This window comes from Myxococcus qinghaiensis, from assembly GCF_024198215.1.
GTDB lineage: Bacteria > Myxococcota > Myxococcia > Myxococcales > Myxococcaceae > Myxococcus > Myxococcus qinghaiensis.
Window position 1 is genome coordinate 17,411 of sequence record NZ_JAKCFA010000002.1, and the last position, 21,239, is coordinate 38,649.

Consider the following 21,239-nt stretch of genomic DNA (forward strand, 5'->3'; position numbering starts at 1 on the left):
CTCCCACGCGGTCGACGTGGTTCACTTCTACCCATGAAGGAGCAGGACGGAATGAGCGTGCCCGAGCCGATTCCCGGCGGAAAGTTCCCTCCCGACATCAAGGCGCTGCACGGGGGACTGTCCTCCACGGGCGCGAAGTTCCTGGAGTTCGCCGAACGCGTCCCGGAGACCTTCGCACGGCACCACTTCCTGGCGAGCGAGGCCTCGCCGCTCTTCCCCTACGAGCTGCATGCCTGGCCCACCTTCATCGACGGCGCGGCGGCGCGGACGATGCGGGAGATGGCAACGGGGCTGTGCCGACTCATCAAGCGCGCGCCACGGCGTCTGCTTGGGGACGCGGCTCGCGCGGCGGACTACTACGGGCTCCCGGAGGAGCGGGCCCGCCTGGCGCTGGATGCACTCGCGCGTACGGACGACGCGCGTGGCGCCATCAGCCGGGGTGACTTCATCCACGACGGCACGGCCCTGAAGTGCCTGGAGTTCAACCTGACGGCGGGCGTCGGCGGCTGGGAGACGGCCATCCACGTCCAGCAGATCATGTCGCAGCCGGCGATGCACCGCTTCGCCACCGAGCAGGGGCTGCGCATCCGCCAGCCCCGGACGCTGCGCGACTTCTTCGCCAACATCGTGGACTGCGTGCGCCGCGACACCGAGTGGGAGGGTGAGGTCAACATCGGCATCCTCTTCACGCCGAGCACTCTTCCTCCGACGGCGCTCGCGGAGCAGGCGTGCCGACTCTTCACCGGTCAGCTCCTCGAAATCCTCCGCTCCGAGGGCGCGCGGGGCGAGGTCCTGATGACGACCTACGACGCGGTGAAGAGCGCGGAGGGACACCGCCTCACCACCCAGGGCAAGCGGCTGCATGCCGTCGTCGAATACGAAGCGCGAGATCGCCTTCTGATGGCGGGCCCGGAGTTCATCGCGAACGCCCAGGCCGCCATCTCCGCCCGCGCCCTCAGCCTCTTCAACGGCCCCGCGCAGGACGTGCTCGACGACAAGCGCAACCTCGCGCTCCTGTCGGAGCACGTGACGTCGCCTCTGCTGTCCGCCGAGGAGCAGGCCCTGGTGCGCACCCACGTGCCCTGGTCCCGCCGCGTCGAGCGGACCCACGTCGAGCGCGCAGGCGAGCGCGTCTTCCTGCCGGAGCTGCTGTCCTCCCGACGCGAGGAGCTGGTGCTCAAGGCGGGGCGGGACTACGGAGGTGCCTCTGTGCTGCTCGGGGAGTCGACGCCCGCGCCGGCGTGGGACGAGGCCGTGCGCAAGGCGCTCGACGGCGGCGGCTGGGTGGTACAGGAGCGGGTGCGGCCCGCTCCCTTCCATTACCCGGGGCCCGCCGGCGGGGTGATGCCCCACATCGTCATCTGGGGGCTCTTCGTCCTCGGTGAGACCTACGGCGGCCACTCGCTGCGCCTGAGCCCCATGGGAAAGGGCACCGGCGTCGTCAATGTCACGCAGGGCGCGATGTTCGCCGCCCTCATCGAGCTGGAGTGAGCCGCCGGCTTCCGCGTCACTGCTCGCGGAACTCGCGACCGAGCGTCTGCTGCTTCCTCATCTTCTTCACCGCGCTCACCGCGATGGAGGGGATGAGCCGCGGGCCGATGCGGGCCAGCATGGACCACGTCCACCACCAGTAGTTGGTGGCGATGGCGTCCTCCACCGTGTACACGCGGTGCCACCAGCCATAGGGCAGGTAGAGAATCTCTCCGGCCTCCAGGACGAAGTCGTAGTCCGGGAGCTTGCCCGCGGGGAGCTGGTCCGGCTGACCACCGTGCGGCGTCAGGTCATGCGAGCTCATCACCGACCAGGGGTGGCTGAGCTTCGCCGGCTTCAGCTCCATGTCGCGTGACGGCGCGTACAACTGCCACTGCTTGCGGCCCACCATGACGGCGTGCAGGTTGTGCGCGCGGTCGAAGTGGAGCTGGGTGAATGTCCCCTTCGGCCCCATGAAGAAGAGCTGCTCGGTGAGGCGCCGCTGGACGGCGTACTCGTCGAAGCGCACGTCGCGGTGCAGGGCGGGGAGGGTGCGGAACAAGTCGTTGCCGATGAGGTAGCCAGGTGTCTCGTCGCCGTCCTTCACCTTCAGGGACGCGACGTAGTCCTTCATCGTCATCTTCCGCACGCGGCCCACGCGCTCCACGTCGCCAGCGGGGCGGGCGTTGTAGCGCAGCCACTCCACGGGGACGCTCACGTCGCCGTACTGCTGGGTGAACCAGTCGAAGGACCACCGCTCCGCGGCGGGCCAGCCCTTCATGGCATCGGTGAAGATGATGGGCTTGTTGTTGGCTTCCAGGCCCTCGTAGAAGGCCCGGCGGTTGTCGAGCGCCATCCGCTCTGGGACCTGGGGAACGACATCCTTCTGGACGGTCGCGGTGCTCATGACTGCTCTCCTGGGTGGCGCGTCACGCCGCGGTGTCTTCGGCCTTGGCCGGAGGGCCCTCTCGCTTCAGGCGCTCGAAGTTGTTGTCGATGCCGTGGCGCACGTCCGCCAGCATGTGGATTTCGAACTCCTGGAACGCGAACGACGGCCACGCGCGCAGCAGCGTCAGCAGCGATTCGTGCGAGTCCGCGTTGACGATACACAGCCCCATCTTCGGGAGGACGTAATAGGCACAGTCCATGGTGCCGTCCTGGAGGCGGGCGCCCACCCAGTCGCGGACGGCGCGGTTGAGGGCGATGGGGTCGGGGGGCACGGGGCCCGACGTACGGTCCTTGACGTAGATGAGGTACTTCATCTGGCAGCTCCTTGGGAAAGTCTGGCGAGGCTTCGGCGGATGTTCTGCAACAGGCCGCGAGGCGTCTGCCGCAGGAAGAAGTGGTCCCCCAGGAACGTCTGCGTGGAGAACGCGCTCGAGGTGAGCTGACGCCACGCCTCCGTCGAGTCCTCGGGGACGTAGTCGTCGAACCCTCGGAAGGCGGACAGCGGGCAGGCCAGGGCGGGGCCCGGCTTCCACGTGTAGCCCTCGCACACGGCGGTGTCCGCCAGGAGGGTGGTGCGAATCAGCTTCAGCAGCTCTTCGGCCATGTCACCCGACACGGAGATGGCCTCGCCCATGCGCCGCGCCTCGGACGCGTCGATGTCGTGGGTAATCGCCGTCGGTGGGTGGGCCTTGAGTGTCTGGGGCGCCCGGTAGCTGGCGACGAAGAGGTGCAGCGGCGTGGGGAGTCCCCGCTCGCGCAGGGCCCGCGTCAGCTCGTAGGCGAGCAGCGCGCCCATGCTGTGACCGAAGAGGGCGAAGGGCTTGTCCGCGTGCCGCGCCACCACCTGCACCAGGAAGTCGACGACCGCCGGCAGCTCGCGCAGGGGCGGCTCGCGCAACCGGTTCTCCCGGCCTGGGAGCTGCACCGGACAGACCTCGATATCCTGTCCCAGCTCCGCCTGCCAGGTGCGGAACAGCGAGGCGCTTCCGCCCGCGTGAGGCAGGCAGAACAGCCGCGCCCAGGCGGTCGGCTGCGGGACGTGGAAGGCCAGCCACTCCACCGCGGCCATCGCCGAGGTCGACGACACTTGCGACGTCATGAGAGCACCTCGCGCCGGGCGACGCGGGCCTCGGCGTGCGGGTGGGCGGGCAGGTCGATGAGCTTCTGGTACACGACGCGGTTGGCGGCCACCATGCGCGGCAGGCCGAAGAGCTCCACCACGCGCTGCTGCCCGGCCTGACCCATTCGCTTCGCGCGCTCACGGTCTTCCAGCAGGGCGAGCTGCGCGTTGGCGAGCGCCTCGATATCCACCTCGCGCGGGCCTCCGGGCTCGCCGGGCAACACCGGGACGAGCATCCCCGTCTTCTCGTGCTCGACAATCTCGGACGGGCCACCGGAGCGCGTCGCCACGAGGGGAAGGCCGGACGCCATGGCCTCGATGGCCGTGTAGCCGAAGGGCTCATAGAGCGACGGCACCAGCGCCAGGTCGGAGATGCGGTGCAGCAGGCCCAGCTGACGGCGCGGCAGCTTGCCCAAGAGCTTGATGCGATGGCGCAGGTGCGCGTAGCGCTGGCTCAACCCCTGGACCATCTGCGTGGACTCGCGCGAGTCGGTGCCGCCCGCCAGGAGGAAGCGCACCTCGGGGCGTTTGGCGAGCACGCGCTCGGCGGCGGCGAAGATGGCGGTGATGCCCTTCTGCGGATGCAGCCTGCCCGTGTAGAGGACGACCGGGTCCTTGGGCGTGGCCACCGTGGCGCGCAGCCGGGCGTACTGCTCGGGCGTGTGCGAGGGCTGGAGGAACGGCCCCGCGTCCATGCCGCAGTGGATGGTGTGCAGCAGTGACGCCGACAGGCCGTAGGTCTCCCGGATGAGCTCGCTCATGGACTCGCTCACCGAGATGACCGGCGTGGAGCCGTCGTAGAAGCTGCGCTCCTCCTCGAGAATCTCGGGGTCGGGCGTCTGGCCCCACCAGCGCTCGGCGGGCTCGGAGATGTAGTGGCTGGTGCCCAGCACGGGCACGCCGGCCTCGCGGCCCAGCTCCCGCGCGGCGCGGTGCGTGTGCCACTGGTGGAAGTGGATGAGGTCCGGCTGCTCCTCGCGGATGCGCTCACGGCCGTGGTGCAGCAGGTCCTCGTTGAAGAGGCGGATGCCGCCCACGAGCGTGAGCTGCGCCGCCTGCGAGAGGCTGCCCCGGCTCGGAGGGACCATGTGCACGGTGAGCTGTGGCTCGCGAAGCACGGCCGGCTCGCCCGGCGTGTACGCCACGACGGTGACCTTGCATCCGCCACGAGCCAGCCCTCGGGCCAGTTCGTAGACGTAGGTGCCCACGCCTCCGGCCACGTTCGGCGTGTACTCCATGGCCAGGATGAGGACCTTCAGGGGGGTGAGGTTGGGGGGTGCCATCGGCTGTTTCTCGAAAGGGGTGTGGAGCGCGACTAGCGACTGACCGCGACCTCTTCGGGGGTGAGCTCCGTCAGCATCCTCAGCAGGGCTTCGACTTCCGGGTCATCGTGGCCAGGGCTCTGGCGCTGCTCGGCCACCAGTGACGCGAGGCGGGCGACCGTCGGCGCCTCGAACAGCGACTGCAGCGGCACGGTGAAGCCGAAGGTGTCGCGCAGCCGTCCCACCACCGTGGTCGCCAGCAGCGAGTGTCCGCCCAATGCGAAGAAGTCGTCGTTGAGGCCCACCGGGCGCACGCCCAGGACGTCCTCCCAGATGCGCGCCACCGTCCGTGCGTCCTCGGTGTCGGGCGAAACGTACGGCGTGGCCAGCGCGGGGCGCGTGTAGCCCGCGGACGCCGCCTCTTCGTGCTCCCGGGCCTCGGGCGCTCGCTCCGGCGACAGGGACGCGGCCAGCGCACGGTGTCCGTCCGGCGACACCCAGTAGCGCTTGCGCTCGAAGGGGTAGGCGGGCAGCGGCACGCGCAGGCGTCGCTCTCCCCCGTGGAAGGCCTCCCAGTCCACGTCCACGCCCGCCATCCACACCTGTCCCAGCGCGCCCAGCAACACGGCCGCGTCCGGCTGCCGCGTGTCCGGGTGGCGCAGCGAGGTGATGGTGGTGGGGACCTGCGGGAGCGCACCGGGCTGCGCCGCGAAGGTGGACAGCGCGCGGCCGGGACCGACCTCCAGCAACACCTGCGCGGGCCGCAGCAGCGAAAGCCCCGCGGCGAAGCGCACGGGCTGGCGCAGGTGACGGGCCCAGTAGCCCGGGTCCGTCGCCTCGGCGGCCGTCACCCACGTGCCGGTGACGTTGGAGATGTAGGGCACCTGGGGCGCGGACAGCTTGACCTTGCGCACGCGCTCGGTGAACGGCGCGAGGATGGGGTCCATCATCGCCGAGTGGAATGCGTGCGAGGTGTGCAGCTTGCGGCACTGGATGCCGCGCTCCTCGAGGCGGGCCTTCAGCGCATCCACCGCGTCCTCGGGGCCGGCGACCACCGTGAGCGACGGTGCGTTCACCGCTGCCACGGACACCCGTGCATCCAGCAGGGGCGTCAGCGCCTCCTGCGAGAGCACGACGGAGAGCATGGTCCCCGGCGGCAGCTCCTGCATGAGCTTCCCGCGCGCGGCCACCAGCGCCAGGGCATCCGGCAGACTGAAGACGCCCGCGAGGCACGCGGCCACGTACTCACCGATGCTGTGGCCAATCATCGCCTCGGGCTTCACGCCCCAGCTCATCCACAGCTTCGCCAGCGCGTACTCGATGGTGAAGAGGGCGGGCTGGGCCAGCCGCGTCTGCTGCAACTGGCGCTGGGCTTCTTCGGCGCGCTCGGCGGCGGGGAAGAGGACGTCGCGCAGGTCCAGGCCCAGCTCGGGCTTGAGCCGGGTGGCGCAGTCATCCACCACCGCGCGGAAGGCACGCTCGCTCTCGTAGAGGCCCTGGGCCATTCCGGCGTACTGCGCGCCCTGGCCGGGGAACATGAACACGGTGGAGCGGCTCGCGCGCTCCTCGGTGACGGACAGGTGCCTCGTCGGGTCGAGCAGCGCCGCGAGCGCGTCCTCGCGTCCCTGACAGACGATGGCGCGACGCTGCGTGTGGCGACGCCTGCCCACCTGGAGGGTGTACGCCGCGTCCGCGGGCTCCAGACCCGGGTTCGCGCGGAGGTGCTCCGCCAGTCGCTGCGCCTGTGCGTTGAGCGCCGTGGAGCTGCGTGCGGAGAGCAGCAGGAGTTGATGCGCGCGAGTGGCCTTGACGGGCGCGCGAGCCGGCGGCTCCTCCAGGATGACGTGGGCGTTGGTGCCGCCCATGCCGAAGCTGCTCACGCCCGCGCGCCGGGGACCGTGGGCCGAGGCCTTCCACTCGCGCAGCGCGGTGTTGACGTAGAAGGGGCTGTCGTCCCAGGGAATGTTGGGGTTGGGCGTCTCGAAGTTGAGGCTGGGCGTCAGCTTGCGGTGCTTGAGTGACAGCGCCGTCTTGATGAGGCCCGCCACGCCCGCCGCCGCGTCCAGATGGCCCACGTTCGGCTTCAGCGAGCCGATGGCGCACGTGCGCGGTCCCGCCGCTTCGTCGCCGAAGGCCCGGGTGAGGGCCTGCACTTCAATCGGGTCTCCCAGCGCGGTGCCGGTGCCGTGCGCCTCCACGTAGCCGATGCTCGCGGCGGACACGCCCGCGGTGCCCAGGGCCTCGGAGATGACGGCGGCCTGTCCCTCGACGCCCGGCGCGGTGTAGCCCACGCGCGCGGCGCCGTCGTTGTTCACCGCGGAGCCCTTGATGACGGCGTAGATGGGGCTGCCGTCCGCCAGCGCGTCCTCCAGCCGTCGCAGCGCCACCACGCCCGCGCCGCTGCCGAAGACGATGCCCTTCGCCTGCGCGTCGAAGGTGCGACATCGACCATCCGGCGAGAGGATTCCACCTTCCATGAAGCGGTAGCCGCCCTGGAGCTGGAGGTTGATGGACACGCCTCCCGCGAGCGCCACATCGCACTCATGGTTGAGCAGGCTCTGGCACGCGACGTGGACGGCGACGAGCGACGTGGAGCACGCGCTCTCCACGTTGAAGCTGGGGCCTCGCAGGTCCAGCTTGTAGGAGACGCGCGTGGTGAGGAAGCTGCCCGCGTTCCCCAGGTTGAGCTGGAGCGGGTCCGTGGTGCGGAGCAGCTCCGAGTTCCCCATCAGGTTGAGCAGCAGATAGGTGCTCAGCGCCTGGCCGCCGAAGACGCCCACCAGGACGTCCTGGGCCGGCGCTCCCTGGCCCGCGTCCTCCAACGCCTCCAGCGCGCACTCCAGGAAGAGGCGCTGCTGCGGGTCCATCACCTCCGCCTCGCGCGGCGTGTAGCCGAAGAAGGCCGCGTCGAAACCCGTCACGTCCTCCAATCGCGAGGCCACCTTGATGAAGTGCGGATCCTTGAGCACCTCCGGGGGCAAGCCCGCCTTCAGGACGGCTTCGTCCGAGAGCGGCTCGATGGCCTCCACGCCGTCGCACAGGTTGCGCCACAGCTCCTCGAGGCTGCGCGCGCCCGGGAAGCGTCCGGCCATGCCGGTGATTGCGATCTCCATGCCCGTGTTGCCTTCCGACACGCTGAATCCTCCCCCTCAATGACCGGACTGGCGGCGCTGCATCTGCTCCCGGCGCCGCGCCCCACGGCTCCTCCGGTCGCTGGTGTTCGTCGTCGGGGCCTGCTCCTGCCCCCGGGTCAGCAGCCGTGCCATGGCGCTCAACGTCGGATTCTCGAAGAGGGCGACGACAGGGACGTCCGTGCCGAAGCGGCGCTTCACCTCGTTGATGACCTTGAGGCCAATCAGCGAGTTGCCGCCCAGCTCGAAGAAGTTCTCGTGCAGCGACACGCTCTCCACGCCCAGGAAGCGCCGCCAGATGTCCGCCAGCTCGCGCTCCGCCTCGTCCATGGTGGCGAGCACCGCGCGCTCCACCGGGGCCGAGTCATCCGTCTGGGCCGGGCCCATCAACTCCTGGAGGAACGACGCGCTGCGAGCCATGGCCGCCCGCAGGTCCTGCGTGGACACCACGACATGCGTGGGCATTTGCGCGAGGACGCGCTCGAACACGTCCACGCCCTCGGTGGGTGACAGGGCGTGGGCGAGCATCGCCTCGCGCAGCGCGCTGGCCCCGTCGGGGAGCTGCGTGGTGACGGCCTGGCCCACCTCGCGCCAGGTGTCCCAACCCAGTGAGACCACCGGCAGGCCACCTGTGACGGAGGCGTGGTGGGCGAAGGCGTCCTGGAAGGCACAGGCCGCGCAATGGTCAATCTGCCCGGGCTCGGCGGTGAACGCGGTGCGGGACGAGCAGAGCATCAGGAAGTCGAGCGGCATGCCGCTCAAGAGTTCGTTCAGCACCCACGTGCCCTGGACCTTGGGACGCAGGACGTCTTCCACTGCCTTCCGGCCACGAAGCTGCGCAAGGCCGCCCGCGGGAACACCCGCCGCGTGGATGACGCCGTGGAGGGCGCCAAAGGTCTCTCGCGTGCGGCGCAGCACCTCCGCCATCTGCCCCAGGTCACCCACGTCCGCCTGGAGCACCAGGACCTCCGACCCGAGCGCCTCCAACACGAGGACCCGGCGGATGCGCTGGCTCACCGTGTCCTGCGCGTCGTGCGTGGCCAGCCACGCGTCCCAGGCCGCGCGCTCCGGCAGCGCGCGGTGGCCCACCAGCACCAGCTTCGCCTGCACCTTCCGCGCGAGCGATTCCGCGAGCACCAGGCCGATGCCACCCAGGCCACCGGTGATGAGGTACGTGCCCCCCGAGCGCAGCCGCGTCGGAGTCCCCGGCTCGTGAGGCGTGAGGCGGGCGGCCTCGAGCGCCTGCTCCCAGCGCTGGGCGCCTCGCAGCGCGACCGCGCCGTTGGAGGAGGCCGCGCACACCTCGCCGGCCAGCCGTGCCGCCAACGCCTGGAGGTCCTTCGGTCCTTCGGGCAGCTCCACGTCGATGGTGCGACACGTGAGCCCCGGGACCTCGTTGGGCAGCACGCGACATGCGCCCAGCAGCGTGGCCTTCGAGGGCGCGAGCGACTCGTGCCCGCTGACGGCCTGCACCCCCGTGGAGACCACGGTGAGGTGCACCTGTCCGGGAGTGCCCTGTCCACCCAGCGACTGCGCGAGGAAGAGCAGGCTGAGGAAGCCGGTGTCCTGGGCGCGCTCGATGCCGGCCAGTCCCGAGACGGCGGCCTCCGTGCTCCACAGGTGGATGATGCGCTCGGGCTTCGTCCCGTCCTCGGCGAGCGCGGCCATCAGCGCCGCGTAGGTGTCAGCGCGGCCCGGGTTCACCTCGTAGTCTCCGTCTTCCAGTCGGCGGAAGTCGGGGCCCTGCTTCACGCGGGTGACGCGGCCACCGGTCTCCATGAGCCGCGCGGCCAGCGCATCGCCCAGGCCTCGCTCGTCGACGAAGAGCAGCCAGTGTCCCAGCGTGGCGGCGGGCGGGCGCGGGGCCAGCGTTCGCTTCCACGACGGCAGGTAGAACCAGTCGGAGGCGTCCTTGTGACGCGCGAGCGAAGCCTCCGCGCTCACCATGGCGCTCCTCGGCTTCGGCTCCAACCAGTGCCGCTTGCGCTCGAAGGGGTAGGTGGGGAGCACCACGCGCCGACGCTTCTCGCCGGCATGCAGCCGCTTCCAGTCCACCGGCACCCCCGCCACCCAGAGGCGTCCCAGCGTGGTGAGCACGAAGCGCAGGTCCGAGCCGGGCTCGCGAGGCGCGCGCATCGACGTGAGCACCACCGCTTGTTGATCGCGCTCCAGCTGCAGGCGCGCCAGCGAGCCCAGCGTCCGACCGGGGCCCACCTCCAGCAGCACTCGCGAGGGGTCCTCCATCAGGCAGCGCAGCCCGGGGCCAAAGCGCACCGTCTGGCGGAGGTGGCGCACCCAGTAGCTCGGGTTCGTCGCCTCCTCGTCGGTCACCCACGTCCCCGTCACGCCGGACACGAAGGGCAGCTTCGGGGGCTGCAGCTTCAGTCGACCGACGAAGGAGGAGAACGCTGGCAGGATGGAGTCGATGAGGTGCGAGTGCGCCGCCACGTCGATGTGGACGCGCCGATGCTCGATGCCCCGCGCGGCCAGCTCCGCCGAGAGCGCGTCGACCGAGGCGGTGTCGCCCGCCACCACGCACTGCGTGGGGCCGTTGACGGCGGCCACGGACAGGCGCTCGTTCAAAAGGGGCAGCAGCTCCTGCTCGGACAGGGCCACGCTCACCATCGCTCCCGAGGGGAGCTGCTCGAAGAGGCGACCGCGCTCCGTCACCAGCGCCAGCGCGTCCTCCAGCGAGAAGACGCCCGCGAGGCAGGCGGCGACGTACTCGCCCATGCTGTGGCCGATCATCGCCTCGGGCTGAACGCCCCAGGACTCCCACAGCTTCGCCAGTGCGTACTCCACCGTGAAGAGCGCGGGCAGGCCCACGGACGGGCGGGGCAGGGGCGCCGAGGCGTCCGACTCACCCGGCGGATAGAGCACCGCGCGCAGCGACGGCCCCCCTCGGCGCTGGTGCAGGGCCGCGCACGCGTCGAAGGCCTCGCGGAAGGCGGGCTCCTTCTCGTACAGCTCCTGCCCCATGCGCATGTGCTGGGCGCCGCCGCCGGGGAAGAGAAACACGACGGGACGTCCGCCATCTTTCGCCTGGCCGGTGAAGACCCGCTCGGGGGCTCCATCCGTCAGCACGGTGACCGCGTCCTGGCCGCTCTCGCAGACCATCACCCGCCGGTGCGCGAACGCCTTGCGGCCCAGCTGGAGCGTGTAGGCCACGTCCGCCAGGTCCTGCTCGGGATGCGCGCCCAGGTGCGTGGCCAGGTTCTGCCCGAGCGTGTCCAGCGTGCCCGGCTTCTTCGCGGAGAGCGCCACCAGCTTCCAGGACCGCGAGGGACCGGACGGAGGAGGCGGAGGCGGCGCCTCCAGCAGCGCGTGCGCGTTGGTGCCGCCAATGCCGAAGGAGCTCACACCCGCGTGGCGCCGGTGGCCCTTGGGCTGCCAGTCCTTCAGGGTGGCGTTCACATAGAAGGGGCTGTGGGCCCAGTCGATGTTGGGGTTGGGCGTGCGGCAGTGCAGGGTGGGAGGGATTCGCCCGTGCTCCACCGTCAGCGCCGCCTTGATGAGCCCGGCCACGCCCGCCGCCGCGTCCAGGTGGCCAATGTTCGACTTCACGGAGCCGAGCGCGCAGAAGCCCTTCGCCTCGGTGCCCGCGCGGAAAGCGCTCGTCAGCGCGGAGACCTCCACGGGGTCTCCCAGCAGCGTGCCGGTGCCGTGCGTCTCCACGAAGCCCACGATGTCCGGCGTCACACCCGCCAGGGCGTGGGTGCGGGCGATGACCTCCGCCTGGCCCTCGGCGCTGGGGGCGGTGAAGCCGAGCTTCGAGGCGCCGTCGTTGTTGACGGCGGTGGCGCGAATGACGGCGTGGATGTGGCTGCCGTCCGCGAGCGCATCCTCCAGCCGCTTGAGCACCACCACGCCCACGCCGCTGCCGAAGAGGGTGCCCTGGGCCTCAGCGTCGAAGGGGCGACAGTGCCCGTCCGGTGACGCGATACCGCCGGGCTGGTGCACGTAACCGGTTCGCTGGGGCATATCCACGGACACGCCGCCCGCGAGGGCCACGTCACACTGGAAGCCGAGCAGCGCCTGACAGGCCAGGTGCGTGGCGACCAGCGACGTGGAACATCCTGTCTGCACGTCCAGGCTCGGGCCCTTGAGGTCCAGGTGGTACGCGAGCCGCGTCGCGAGGAAGTCCTTGTCGTTGCCGATCATCACCTGGAAGCTGTCGCCCGATTCGAGCAGCTCCGGGTGGGTGTGCAGGTTGAAGAGCAGGTACGTGCTCAGGCTCGTTCCGGCGAACACGCCCACCGAGCGCGTCTCCGTGTCCAGCCCGTGGGCCGCGTGCTCCATCGCCTCCCAGGCGCACTCCAGGAAGATGCGGTGCTGCGGGTCCATCAGCGCCGCCTCGCGAGGCGAGTAGCCGAAGAAGCCCGCGTCGAACGCGTCCACGTTGTCCAACACCGCCCCGGCCCTCACGAAGCCCGGCTGCTTGAGGCGCTCCTCGGGGACGCCTCGCGCACGCAGCTCGTCGTCCGTGAAGAAGCGGATGCCCTCCACGCCGTCGCAGAGGTTGCGCCAGTACGTCGCCACGTCGGGGGAGCCCGGGAAGCGGCCCGCCATGCCGACGATGGCAATGGCCAGGGCATCGCCTTCATTCAGGTTGGCATCGCTCATGGCAGTCGAAGAACTCACATCGAGGAAGAGTGGTTGAGCTGGGGCTTGCGCGCCGAACCCGGAGTCACGGGGGCTTCGCAATTTATGGAAATATACGGATGACGCGGGTTGACGGTTTCAAGCGTGAGGTGCTCGCGGTGAAAGCGCGGTGGCCTTCACCGACGAGAACTCATCCGGAGACGTCACCCCCGGGCGCGACTCACGTCCCCGTGCGGACGGGGGGTGGGGCTTCCTCACGGGTGTTTGTGAGGGAGAACGCGTCGGCGAGCAGCGCGTAGGAGCGCAGCCGGGCCTGGTGGTCGTGGCAGATGGTCGTGATGAGCAGCTCGTCGGCCTGGAAGTCCGCGGCCATGCCCAGCAGCGTCTCCTTCACCTGGGCCGGGCTTCCGCAGACGACGCGCTTGCGGTCGAACTCCAGCGTGGCCTGGTCCTCGGGCGTGTAGGCGTACGCCTCCGCCTCCTCGACGGAGGGAATCGGCTCCTCGTTGCGCCCCTTGCGCGTGTTGATGGTCAGCAGGTCGCTGCTTCTGGCGATTCGCCGGGCCTCCTGCTCTGTCGGGGCACAGATGACGTACACACTGACGGAGGAGCGCGGCGCCGATTGCACGTGCGACGGCTGGAACTTCGCGCGGTAGCCCCGCGTCACGGGGCCGCCGTGGATGGGGTTGAAGAAGTGGGCGAAGCAGAAGGAGATTCCCAGCCGCGCCGCGAGCACGGAGCTCTGCTCTCCCGAGCCCAGCGCCCACAGCTGCGGCATCCCCTTCGCCATGGTCTTCAGGCTCAGCGCCTGGAACTCCGCCGACGCGGGTGCGCTCCCGGAGAGGAAGGCAATCAGGTCCTCGAGCTTCGTCGGGAAGCTCTCGTTGCTCGCGGGCACGCCGTAGGCCAGCGCCTTGGCCACCAGGTCCGCGCTGCCGGAGGTCCGGCCGATGCCCAGGTCGATGCGGCCCGGGTGCAGCGCCTCCAGCAGCCGGAAGACCTCGGCGACCTTGAAGGGGCTGTAGTTCGTCAGCAGCACGCCGCCGGTGCCCACGCGGATGCGCGACGTCGCCGCGGCCACGTGCGCCACCATGATTTCAGGCGCCACCCCGGCGAAGTGTCCCGAGCCGTGGTGCTCCGCCACCCAGAAGCGGTGATAGCCGAGCTGCTCGGCCGTCCGGGCCAGCTCTACCGTGTTCCGGAAGGCCTCATGTGTCGTGCTGCCTCGGGCGACGATGGAATGATCAAGAACACTGAGCTTCACGGCGAGCGTTTCTCCCCGGGCAAGCGACTGCCTCGGAGGCCGCTGACACCACGGGCCGAGGGGTCGGGTTGACCGCGTTTCGTTGGGGGTGAGCACTATAGTAGCACTGTCAGCCAAGATAAATGTGGCTTGGCTGATTTTGATTGAAGTCCGAGAAAATGTGACAACCTGGAGGGCTCGTGGACTCGCGGGTTCCTCCATCTCCCGCGTCGCGACCTGATATCAGCGCCCCCATGTACCAACGCGTCATCACGCACCCGCCCGCGGTCTTCGGGCTCACCTGGTTCGCGCAGTTGGTCTCGTCGCTGGGCTCGGCGCTGGCTGGCTTCTCGGTGATGGTCCACGTGTATCGGAGCAGCGACTCCATCACCGAGTACTCGCTCGCGTCGTTCTTCTCGTTCCTGCCGATGGTGTTGATTTCGCCCGTGGCGGGAGCCGTCGTGGACCGGTGGGACCGGCGCCGCATCATGATGCTGGCGGACGTGGGGGCGGGGCTCACCATGCTCCTGATGTGGCTCATGCTGATGGCGGATGGGGCGGGGCTCTGGGCCCTGCGCAGCTGGCACCTGTACCTGCCCATCGCCGTGTGCTCGGCGGCGGGGACGTTCCGGGCCCTGGCCTACTCGGCCTCCACGGCGCTGATGGTGCCCAAGCAGCACCTGGGGCGGGCCAACGGGCTGATTGAGCTGGCCCTGGGAATCGGTCAGCTCGGGGGGCCCGCGCTGGCGGGGCTCCTGGTGGTGCGAATCGGGCTGCAGGGGGTGCTGCTCATCAACCTGGGGTCCTTCTTCCTGTCGGCGCTGGTGCTGTTGTGCGTGGGGTTCCCGCAGCCCGCGCGAAGCGCCGCGCACGCGGTCCGGGCCTCCCTGCTGGAGCAGGTGGCGGTGGGGTGGGGTTTCATCCAGAAGAGACCCGGCTTGCTGGGACTGCTCACATGTATCGCCGTGGCCAACCTGTTCGTGAGCCTGGTGACGGTGCTCATCACACCCATGGTCTTGAGCTTCGCTGACGCAGCGACCCTGGGCTGGATTGCCTCGTGTTCAGGCATGGGCGTGTTGATGGGGGCGCTCTTGATGAGCGTGTGGGGTGGGCCGCGGCGGCGCATCCTCGGGGTGCTCGGCTTCGAGCTGCTGGCGGGGCTGGCCCTGTTCGCGGCGGCGCTGCCTGCGTCCGCGACGGTGGTGGCGGGTGCGGCGTTCGTCTTCATGTTCACCACCCCAGGGGTGATGGGGTGCTCGCAGTCCATCTGGCAGAGCAAGGTGCCCTCGGAGCTGCAGGGGCGGGTCTTCGCCGTGCGGCGGATGATTGCCCTGTCCACGCCTCCTGTGGCTGCGCTGGTGTCGGGGCCGCTGGCGGACGGCCTCTTCGAGCCCTGGATGGCGCAAGGTGGCGCGCTGTCGGGGCGGCTGGGCCCCATGCTCGGCGTGGGCCCGGGGCGAGGCATCGCGTTGCTCTACCTGGTGCTGGGCGTGCTGTGCGCGGTGAACGTGCTGGTGGCGTGGCTGTCCCCGCGCGTCAGGAACGTGGAGCTGGAGCTGCCGGACGTCCTGCGCGAGCCGACCGCGAGCGTGGGGCCCCAGCCGACGCCGACCTCGGCGTGAGCAGGGGCGCCGGAGCCGTTACTCGACGACGACGAGCGCGCACATCAGCGCGCCCTGCGTCGCGTTGACCACGTCCTTGCCCCGACCCATCGGGTTCATCCGCACCATCGTCCCGCCGTAGCGCTCGCCGAAGACGAAGGAGCCCCAGATGAGGATGTGGGGGCCCACCGAGCCGTCGTCCCGCATGAAGTGGTAGGGGCGGGGCTCGACGCGCTCCTGGATGATCCACCCTCCGCTGTCGAGCGCCTCCTGGACGGCCGCGTCCCAGGCCTCGGCCGTCATCGAGCGGCCGATGAGGACCGACTTGCCGCCGTAGGCGCGGCCCGCCTTCAGCACCAGCCCCTCGCGCTTGTCGGCGGTGACCTGGTCGGGCAGCCACACGCGCTCACCCCCGCGAAGGGCGTGGGTGCGAAGGAGGCGCCGCGTCCAGGGGATGTGCCGGCGGATGAGCGCTCTCTCTTCGTTGGAGAGAGTGGGGGCGTCCTCGTTCTCCGACAGCAGCGCGATGTTGAGCTTGTCGTCGAGCAGCTCCTGCGCGGGGCCGTTGTAGAGGCAGAGGGTGCGCGCGGCGAGCGCGGCGCGGACGCGGGCATCGAACGGCAGGCCCACCACTTCGAGCCTGTCCCTCGCGTCGTGCTCCTGCATGGCGTGCACGCGCCGGCCGCGCATGGTGAAGCCGTGGCCGTCCGCGTCGTGGACCTCGCCATAGGTGCCGATGAGCACCTCACCTTTGGCGCCTTCCGCTTCGAGCAGCTCGCCGAACGTGGTGTTGAGCAGCAGGGTCGCCATCTCGACGCCCACCGGGTCCGGCAGCTCGTTGTCCGGGAAGAGCACGGCCAGGTTGCACTCGCCCTCCCATTTCACGGTGCGGCGCACGTCGTCGAGGACGTGGGCGAGGAAGGCGCGCAGCGTGTCCTGGAGCTGGATGCGCAGGCCCTGCTCCTGGGTGAAGCGCTGGAGCACCGGCTGGTCCATCACCACCTGGGCCTTGAGCGCCGTCTCCCAGCCACCCAGGCCCGCCATCATGTTGACCTCGAGGCACTTGAGCCCGTCCGCCGAGTCGATGAAGTCTCCCCTGCTGAGCACGCCGCGCGCGTCCTCCGTGAGGGCCAGGGCTTCGATTGCCACGCGGGCCCGCTCCTGCGGGAGGCCGTAGTATTCGGAGACACGGGCAGGGTCGCCCCCGAGCAGCAGGCGTGGCCCGCGCTTGACGAGCCGGCTGAGGTTCACCGAGACGTCTTCCAGCTCCCGGTTGCGGCGCTCGTCGATGAGGATGGGCCAGCGGTGCAGCTCGTAATACATGAGCGGCGACTCTTCGAACTTGCCGAACCGGTGCTTCTCGAAGGCCTCCGGAGTCCGCTCCGCGAACTTGAGGAACGCCACCGCCGCGGCGGACAGCTCACCGTGCAGCGCGCGCGTCTCCTCGGAGAACATCGAGGTGGGGACCGACTCCGGCTTCATGGACATCTCGAAAGCTCCACTCCAAGAAATTCACGCAATTGCACTCTGTCGCTGTGCGCAAGTAAAGCAGTTGCTTACGCGGAGCGGGGTTTGAGTCATCCTCTCCGGCGGAAGCCATGAAACTCGAGCGCCATGTCGGAGGGCTCTCCCTCGCGAGGAAGGCCAACTACCTGCGGGCGCGCGGCTGGCGTGAAGACGAGGGCCAGTGGTCGAGTGAAATCTTCGGCCAGCATCCGTTGGCGAAGGCCATCCACCACCAGCTCACGGATGACCTGGCCCAGGCCCTGTGTCAGCGCGGCTGGCAGGTGCTTGGGTACTCCGAGCGGGGCTACGTCCAGCTCCGGGATGGAGAGCGCGGCAAGCCGTGCTCGCTGCCCAAGGCGCTGCGCACCCAGGCTCGCCGCGAGAAGCGGCCCGTGGCGGAGCTGACCTACTCGCTGTTCCTCGCGGCGCTGCTCGAAGCGGACGCGGGGTAGGGCGCCCGAGAGCGCGGACTGTGGCCCGGCCGTGCGTCTGCTGCGTGCCGCGTCAGGCAGGGCCACCTTTTCCTTTTGAGCGAGAGGGAGTTCGCATGGTCGCCCGCCGTCTCCGCAGGCTCATCCGGGACCCGTATTGGCTGCTGCTCCTCGCCGCGCTTCTCGCCGGAGGCTTGCTTGGCCTGGAGCTGGCGCGCATCCAGTGGGACACCGCCTCGGCCTTCTTCGGCCAGGCGTGGCGAGGCGACCCCAGTGAGACGCGCTCCGCGCTCACGGCGCTGTTCGGACTGCAGATCACCGTCCTCACCGTCGTCCTGTCCCTGAATGCCCCGGTCATCCAATCCGCGGCGAACCAGTACTCGCCCCGGCTCGTCCCCCTCTATTTGAAGAGCGCGCCGCTGCGCCGGGCCATTCCCCTGTTCTGTCTCTCCAGCGGCTACATCATCGTGTCCGTGCGCGAGCTGGGCTTGATTGCCGACGAGGCGGTGCGGCCACGCCCCGTCCTCTCAGCGGCCTTCATCCTGGTCTTCTGCGCGCTCATGGCCCTGGTGCTGTGCCTGATTCGCACGTTCCGCTACATGCGCGTGGAGCGGGTCCTCGGCCTCGTCCAGGACCTGGTGGTCTCCGCGGCGGAGCAACGCATCCGGGCGCGACTGCGTGGGCTCCTCCTGGACCCCATCGCGACGCTGATGCTGCCTCCCGAGTCCCTCGCGCTCACGGTGCGGTCCTCGGGCTACCTCACCGAGGTCGACCTGCGACGGCTCACCCGACTCGCACGGGAGTGGAGCGTGCGGACCCGCATCGACGCCCTGGTGGGGGACTATGTCGACGCGGGTTCGGTGGTCGGCTGGGTGGTGCCGGAGGCCCCAGGACAGCTGGACCCTCGCGCGATGCATGACCTGGCCACCTCTCTCATCCTCTCCCCGGTGCGCGAGCCCGATTGTGACCCCGCGCTGGGGATTCGCATCCTGGTCGACGTCGCCAACCGGGCCCTCTCTTCCTCTTCGAATGACGCCTATACGGCCCGGCAGGCGCTGCAACAGGTCCGCTCGGTGCTGCGTCGACTGGGGCACCTGCCGCTGGGGGACTGGAACGTGGTCGACCCCGACGGTCGGGTGCGCGCGTCCGTCGCGGGCATGCGCCTGCGCGACTATCTCTTCCTCGCGGTCGATGGCCCCCTCCACCACGCCATGGGCAGTCCCGAGGTCATCGAGGAGGTGCTGCAGATCGCCCTCGCCGTGGGCATGACGGCCGATGACGAGGAGGACCGTGGCGCGGCCCAGGCATTGGTGACTCGCGTGCTCTCGGAGGCCGCCACGCAGGAGCCTCCAGCGCGCGAGCGCCTCCACCGCCTGCTCACGGAAGCGCGGCGGGTCCGCGCATCATTCGCGCTGGACCCGCCGCGCGGGGACGACGCTCACTGAGTCCTCACCCGAGGCCCCACGGCAACCCCAGCACCTGCCAGGCCACCAGGAGGAGGATCCACGCGATGAAGACGACCACGACGTAGGGCAACATCAGCGCCACGATGGTGCCCACCCCTGCTTCCTTCTGGTACTTCTGGGCGAAGGTGACAATCAACGCGAAGTAGGCGTTCAGCGGGGAGATGGCGTTGAACGGACCGTCACCCACGCGGTACGCGGCCAGCACGGCCTCCGGGTCCACGTTCAGCCGCATCAGCAGCGGCACGAAGACAGGGGCGAAGATGGCCCACTTCGGAATGGCGCCCGTCATGATGAGGTCCAGCACCGCGACGACGCCGACGAAGCCGACGAGCAACGGCAGCGCCCCGAGCCCCGCGTCCTCGAGGAAGTCGCCCATCTTCACGGCCGCGAGCGTCGCCATGTTGGTGTAGGTGAACAGGGCGATGAACTGGCTGATGATGAAGAGCAGGAAGATGAGCGAGCCCAGCCCCGCCACCGCCTTCTCCATCGCCTTGATGACGTCCACGCTGCTCCGGATGGTCTTCGCGCCGATGCCGTAGGCCGCGCCCGCCACGAGGAACAGCAGGGTGATTGCGACAATCAGGCCGTTCATGAACGGCGAGTCGCCCACGATGGCGCCCGTCTCCGGATTGCGCAGCGGCGCCCCCGGCGGCAGCGTCAGCAGCCCGAACAACACCAGGACCGCCAGCACCCCCAACCCCGCGAACTTGAGCCCGCGCGACTCGTCCGCGCTCATCGTCGCACCCGCCGCGTCCGGCTTCTCGCCCTTGTACTCACCCAGCCGGGGGGAGATGACCTTGTCGGTGATGAACGAGACGATGAAGGTCAGCATGATGACCGACGCGACGGAGAACCAGAAGTTCGCCGTCAGGTCGATGGAGCGCTCGGGATTGAGGATGTGGATGGCGTCGTTGGTGATCTCCGTCAGGATGCCGTCGAGCGGCTTGATGAGGATGTTGACGGTGAACACCGCCGCCACGCCCGCGAAGGACGCCGCCAGACCCGCCAGGGGGTGACGTCCCACGGTGAGGAAGGCCGCCGCCGCGAGGGGAATCAGGACCAGATACCCGGCGTCGGCGGCGATGCTCGACAGGATGCCGACGAAGACGAGGATGTACGTCAGCGCCTTGCTGGGCGCGACGGCCACCAGCTTGCGAATCAGCGCCGCCACCAGGCCCGCGGCGTCCGCGACACCGACGCCGAGCATGGCGACGATGATGACGCCCACCGCGTTGAAGTTCATGAAGTTCTGGACGACGCCCTCGAACATGAAGCGAAGGCCTTCCCCCGTCAGCAGGCTCTTCGCCGCGGCGGTCGTCTCCTCCGGGACGTGGGTCTCCGGATTGATGGTCTGGTAGGTGACGCTGATTCCCATCATGTAGAAGACATGGGAGAGCAGGATGACGATGCCAATCAGCGCGACGAAGATGACCGCGGGGTGGGGGACCTTGTTTCCCACCCGCTCGACGGTGTCGAGGATCCGCTCCAGTCCCTTCTTCTTGGGCGGTGTCTCCGACTGTCGCTCCGGCATCGAATCGTTGAAGTGAGCTGCCTTCATGGTCGTCCCGATCCTTTCCTTCCGGGGACACGCTGCCGCTCATTCCCGCGACGATGCGCGAGCCCCCTGCTTCAGAGCGTCAGCTCACCGCCCACCGTGAGCGCGGTGTCCGTGGAGGCTTTCCCCTCCGCGGGCGAGCTGTCATGCCGTACGTCGAAGAACGTGGTGAGCGCGAGGCGACCCGTCAGGTTCACGGAGAGCTTCGTGGTGGACGTCAGCAGCACGCGCGTGTCGCCAAAGACATCCGGGAGCAGCATGGCGTACTCCCGAAGCTCCACCCGCTCGTTGATGTCATAGCGGAACATCACCCCGACGGAGGGCGACCACAGGTCCACGCTGGGGAGGTCCTTGCGCGTGGGCACGTACTGGAACCTGCGGTCATGGGCGTAGTGCGCGCCAAGGTAGGCCCGCAGGAACAACTCGTCCGACTTGCGCTTCTCGCGCTCCAACAGGGTGAAGCCAATCCCCAGCTCGGCTTCCGCGCGCAGCTCCAGGCTGGACAGGTGGTCGGTCTCCGCTCCCAGGTACGTGTACGCGCTGAGCAGGGGCGTGGTCCGGTACTCTCCGCGCACCCACGCCCCGAGCGCTTCCGCGATGAGCTCCCGCTCGCCTTCATCCGCCGAGGCGGCCTTCCCATAGGCCCCATCGGCTTCCAGCGTGAGCGCCCACTTGGGCGACTCGTACTCGGCCAGCGCGTTCGCCGTCAGCGTGTAGGAGCGGCTGTTGCCCGAGAGGAACGAGAAGCCGACGCCGAAGGATCCGGTCCAGGGAGGAATGTCCTCCTCTTCGTCCTCGGTGCAGGGGCGCGCCGGCGCGTCCTCCGGCGCCGCGTCGGAGGACGGCGTGGGCGTTTGAGCCAGGACAGCGAGGAGGAGGAGGAGCGGATTCATGTTCCGTCAAA

The 21,239-nt window shown here is 69.6% G+C and carries 14 protein-coding genes; 4 read left to right on the forward strand and 10 right to left on the reverse strand.

Translation table 11 applies throughout. The features are described 5' to 3' along the window. Positions 1-51 precede the first annotated feature (51 nt). Positions 52-1,491 carry a hypothetical protein gene (locus LZ199_RS02805; RefSeq protein ID WP_253992079.1) on the forward strand — a complete coding sequence of 480 codons (1,440 nt, stop codon included), beginning with the start codon at positions 52-54 and terminating at the stop codon, positions 1,489-1,491. 16 nt (positions 1,492-1,507) lie between these two features. Here LZ199_RS02805 and LZ199_RS02810 read toward each other — a convergent pair whose 3' ends face one another. The 7 genes from LZ199_RS02810 to LZ199_RS02840 form a co-directional block, all read right to left on the reverse strand. Beyond that, positions 1,508-2,377, reverse strand: a complete 870-nt coding sequence (locus LZ199_RS02810) for a cupin-like domain-containing protein (protein WP_253992080.1) — start codon at positions 2,375-2,377, stop codon at positions 1,508-1,510. A gap of 22 nt (positions 2,378-2,399) precedes the next feature. Continuing rightward, on the reverse strand, positions 2,400-2,732 hold the full coding sequence (locus tag LZ199_RS02815) for a hypothetical protein (protein ID WP_253992081.1): 333 nt from the start codon (positions 2,730-2,732) through the stop codon (positions 2,400-2,402). Then, positions 2,729-3,517, reverse strand: coding sequence for a thioesterase II family protein (locus tag LZ199_RS02820; RefSeq protein ID WP_253992082.1), 789 nt, complete (start codon positions 3,515-3,517; stop codon positions 2,729-2,731). The genes LZ199_RS02815 and LZ199_RS02820 overlap by 4 nt, the downstream gene beginning before the upstream one ends. Beyond that, the gene (locus LZ199_RS02825) at positions 3,514-4,821 is read right to left on the reverse strand and encodes a glycosyltransferase family 4 protein (protein WP_253992083.1); all 1,308 of its coding nucleotides are present in this window, start codon (positions 4,819-4,821) and stop codon (positions 3,514-3,516) included. The genes LZ199_RS02820 and LZ199_RS02825 overlap by 4 nt, the downstream gene beginning before the upstream one ends. 32 nt (positions 4,822-4,853) lie before the next feature. Next, a complete protein-coding gene (locus LZ199_RS02830) occupies positions 4,854-7,934 on the reverse strand; it encodes a type I polyketide synthase (RefSeq protein WP_253992084.1) in 3,081 nt (1,026 codons plus the stop codon). Positions 7,935-7,949: 15 nt separating this feature from the next. After that, positions 7,950-12,554, reverse strand: a complete 4,605-nt coding sequence (locus LZ199_RS02835) for a type I polyketide synthase (RefSeq protein ID WP_253992085.1) — start codon at positions 12,552-12,554, stop codon at positions 7,950-7,952. Between the two features lie 199 nt (positions 12,555-12,753). Beyond that, the gene (locus tag LZ199_RS02840) at positions 12,754-13,797 is read right to left on the reverse strand and encodes an LLM class flavin-dependent oxidoreductase (protein ID WP_253992086.1); all 1,044 of its coding nucleotides are present in this window, start codon (positions 13,795-13,797) and stop codon (positions 12,754-12,756) included. 233 nt (positions 13,798-14,030) lie between these two features. Between LZ199_RS02840 and LZ199_RS02845 the strand changes: the two genes are divergently transcribed. After that, positions 14,031-15,398 carry an MFS transporter gene (locus tag LZ199_RS02845; protein WP_253992087.1) on the forward strand — a complete coding sequence of 456 codons (1,368 nt, stop codon included), beginning with the start codon at positions 14,031-14,033 and terminating at the stop codon, positions 15,396-15,398. Between the two features lie 18 nt (positions 15,399-15,416). Here the strand turns inward: LZ199_RS02845 and LZ199_RS02850 are convergent, their stop codons facing one another. Then, positions 15,417-16,859 (reverse strand): hypothetical protein, encoded by a 1,443-nt coding sequence (locus LZ199_RS02850; RefSeq protein WP_253992088.1) that lies wholly within the window; start codon positions 16,857-16,859, stop codon positions 15,417-15,419. Positions 16,860-16,975: 116 nt separating this feature from the next. On the opposite strand from LZ199_RS02850, the gene LZ199_RS02855 reads away from it, so the two are divergent. Both LZ199_RS02855 and LZ199_RS02860 read left to right on the forward strand, forming a co-directional pair. Then, the gene (locus LZ199_RS02855; protein ID WP_253992089.1) at positions 16,976-17,335 is read left to right on the forward strand and encodes a hypothetical protein; all 360 of its coding nucleotides are present in this window, start codon (positions 16,976-16,978) and stop codon (positions 17,333-17,335) included. 95 nt (positions 17,336-17,430) lie between these two features. Then, positions 17,431-18,759: a DUF2254 domain-containing protein gene (locus LZ199_RS02860; RefSeq protein ID WP_253992090.1), complete on the forward strand. Its 1,329-nt coding sequence runs from the start codon at positions 17,431-17,433 to the stop codon at positions 18,757-18,759. Positions 18,760-18,763: 4 nt separating this feature from the next. On the opposite strand, the gene LZ199_RS02865 is transcribed toward LZ199_RS02860, so the two are convergent. After that, positions 18,764-20,338, reverse strand: coding sequence for an AbgT family transporter (locus LZ199_RS02865; RefSeq protein WP_253992091.1), 1,575 nt, complete (start codon positions 20,336-20,338; stop codon positions 18,764-18,766). Positions 20,339-20,409: 71 nt separating this feature from the next. Next, positions 20,410-21,228, reverse strand: coding sequence for a DUF481 domain-containing protein (locus LZ199_RS02870; RefSeq protein WP_253992092.1), 819 nt, complete (start codon positions 21,226-21,228; stop codon positions 20,410-20,412). Between the last annotated feature and the right edge of the window lie 11 nt (positions 21,229-21,239).

What these genes read in the sequence shown, in the direction of transcription:
- LZ199_RS02810 (WP_253992080.1), bottom strand. Translation starts at nt 2,377, where the DNA reads ATGAGCACCGCGACCGTCCAGAAGGATGTCGTTCCCCAGGTCCCAGAG.
- LZ199_RS02870 (WP_253992092.1), bottom strand. Translation starts at nt 21,228, where the DNA reads ATGAATCCGCTCCTCCTCCTCCTCGCTGTCCTGGCTCAAACGCCCACG.
- LZ199_RS02820 (WP_253992082.1), bottom strand. Translation starts at nt 3,517, where the DNA reads ATGACGTCGCAAGTGTCGTCGACCTCGGCGATGGCCGCGGTGGAGTGG.
- LZ199_RS02860 (WP_253992090.1), top strand. Translation starts at nt 17,431, where the DNA reads ATGGTCGCCCGCCGTCTCCGCAGGCTCATCCGGGACCCGTATTGGCTG.
- LZ199_RS02815 (WP_253992081.1), bottom strand. Translation starts at nt 2,732, where the DNA reads ATGAAGTACCTCATCTACGTCAAGGACCGTACGTCGGGCCCCGTGCCC.
- LZ199_RS02855 (WP_253992089.1), top strand. Translation starts at nt 16,976, where the DNA reads ATGAAACTCGAGCGCCATGTCGGAGGGCTCTCCCTCGCGAGGAAGGCC.
- LZ199_RS02845 (WP_253992087.1), top strand. Translation starts at nt 14,031, where the DNA reads ATGTACCAACGCGTCATCACGCACCCGCCCGCGGTCTTCGGGCTCACC.
- LZ199_RS02835 (WP_253992085.1), bottom strand. Translation starts at nt 12,554, where the DNA reads ATGAGCGATGCCAACCTGAATGAAGGCGATGCCCTGGCCATTGCCATC.
- LZ199_RS02805 (WP_253992079.1), top strand. Translation starts at nt 52, where the DNA reads ATGAGCGTGCCCGAGCCGATTCCCGGCGGAAAGTTCCCTCCCGACATC.
- LZ199_RS02850 (WP_253992088.1), bottom strand. Translation starts at nt 16,859, where the DNA reads ATGAAGCCGGAGTCGGTCCCCACCTCGATGTTCTCCGAGGAGACGCGC.
- LZ199_RS02825 (WP_253992083.1), bottom strand. Translation starts at nt 4,821, where the DNA reads ATGGCACCCCCCAACCTCACCCCCCTGAAGGTCCTCATCCTGGCCATG.
- LZ199_RS02865 (WP_253992091.1), bottom strand. Translation starts at nt 20,338, where the DNA reads ATGAAGGCAGCTCACTTCAACGATTCGATGCCGGAGCGACAGTCGGAG.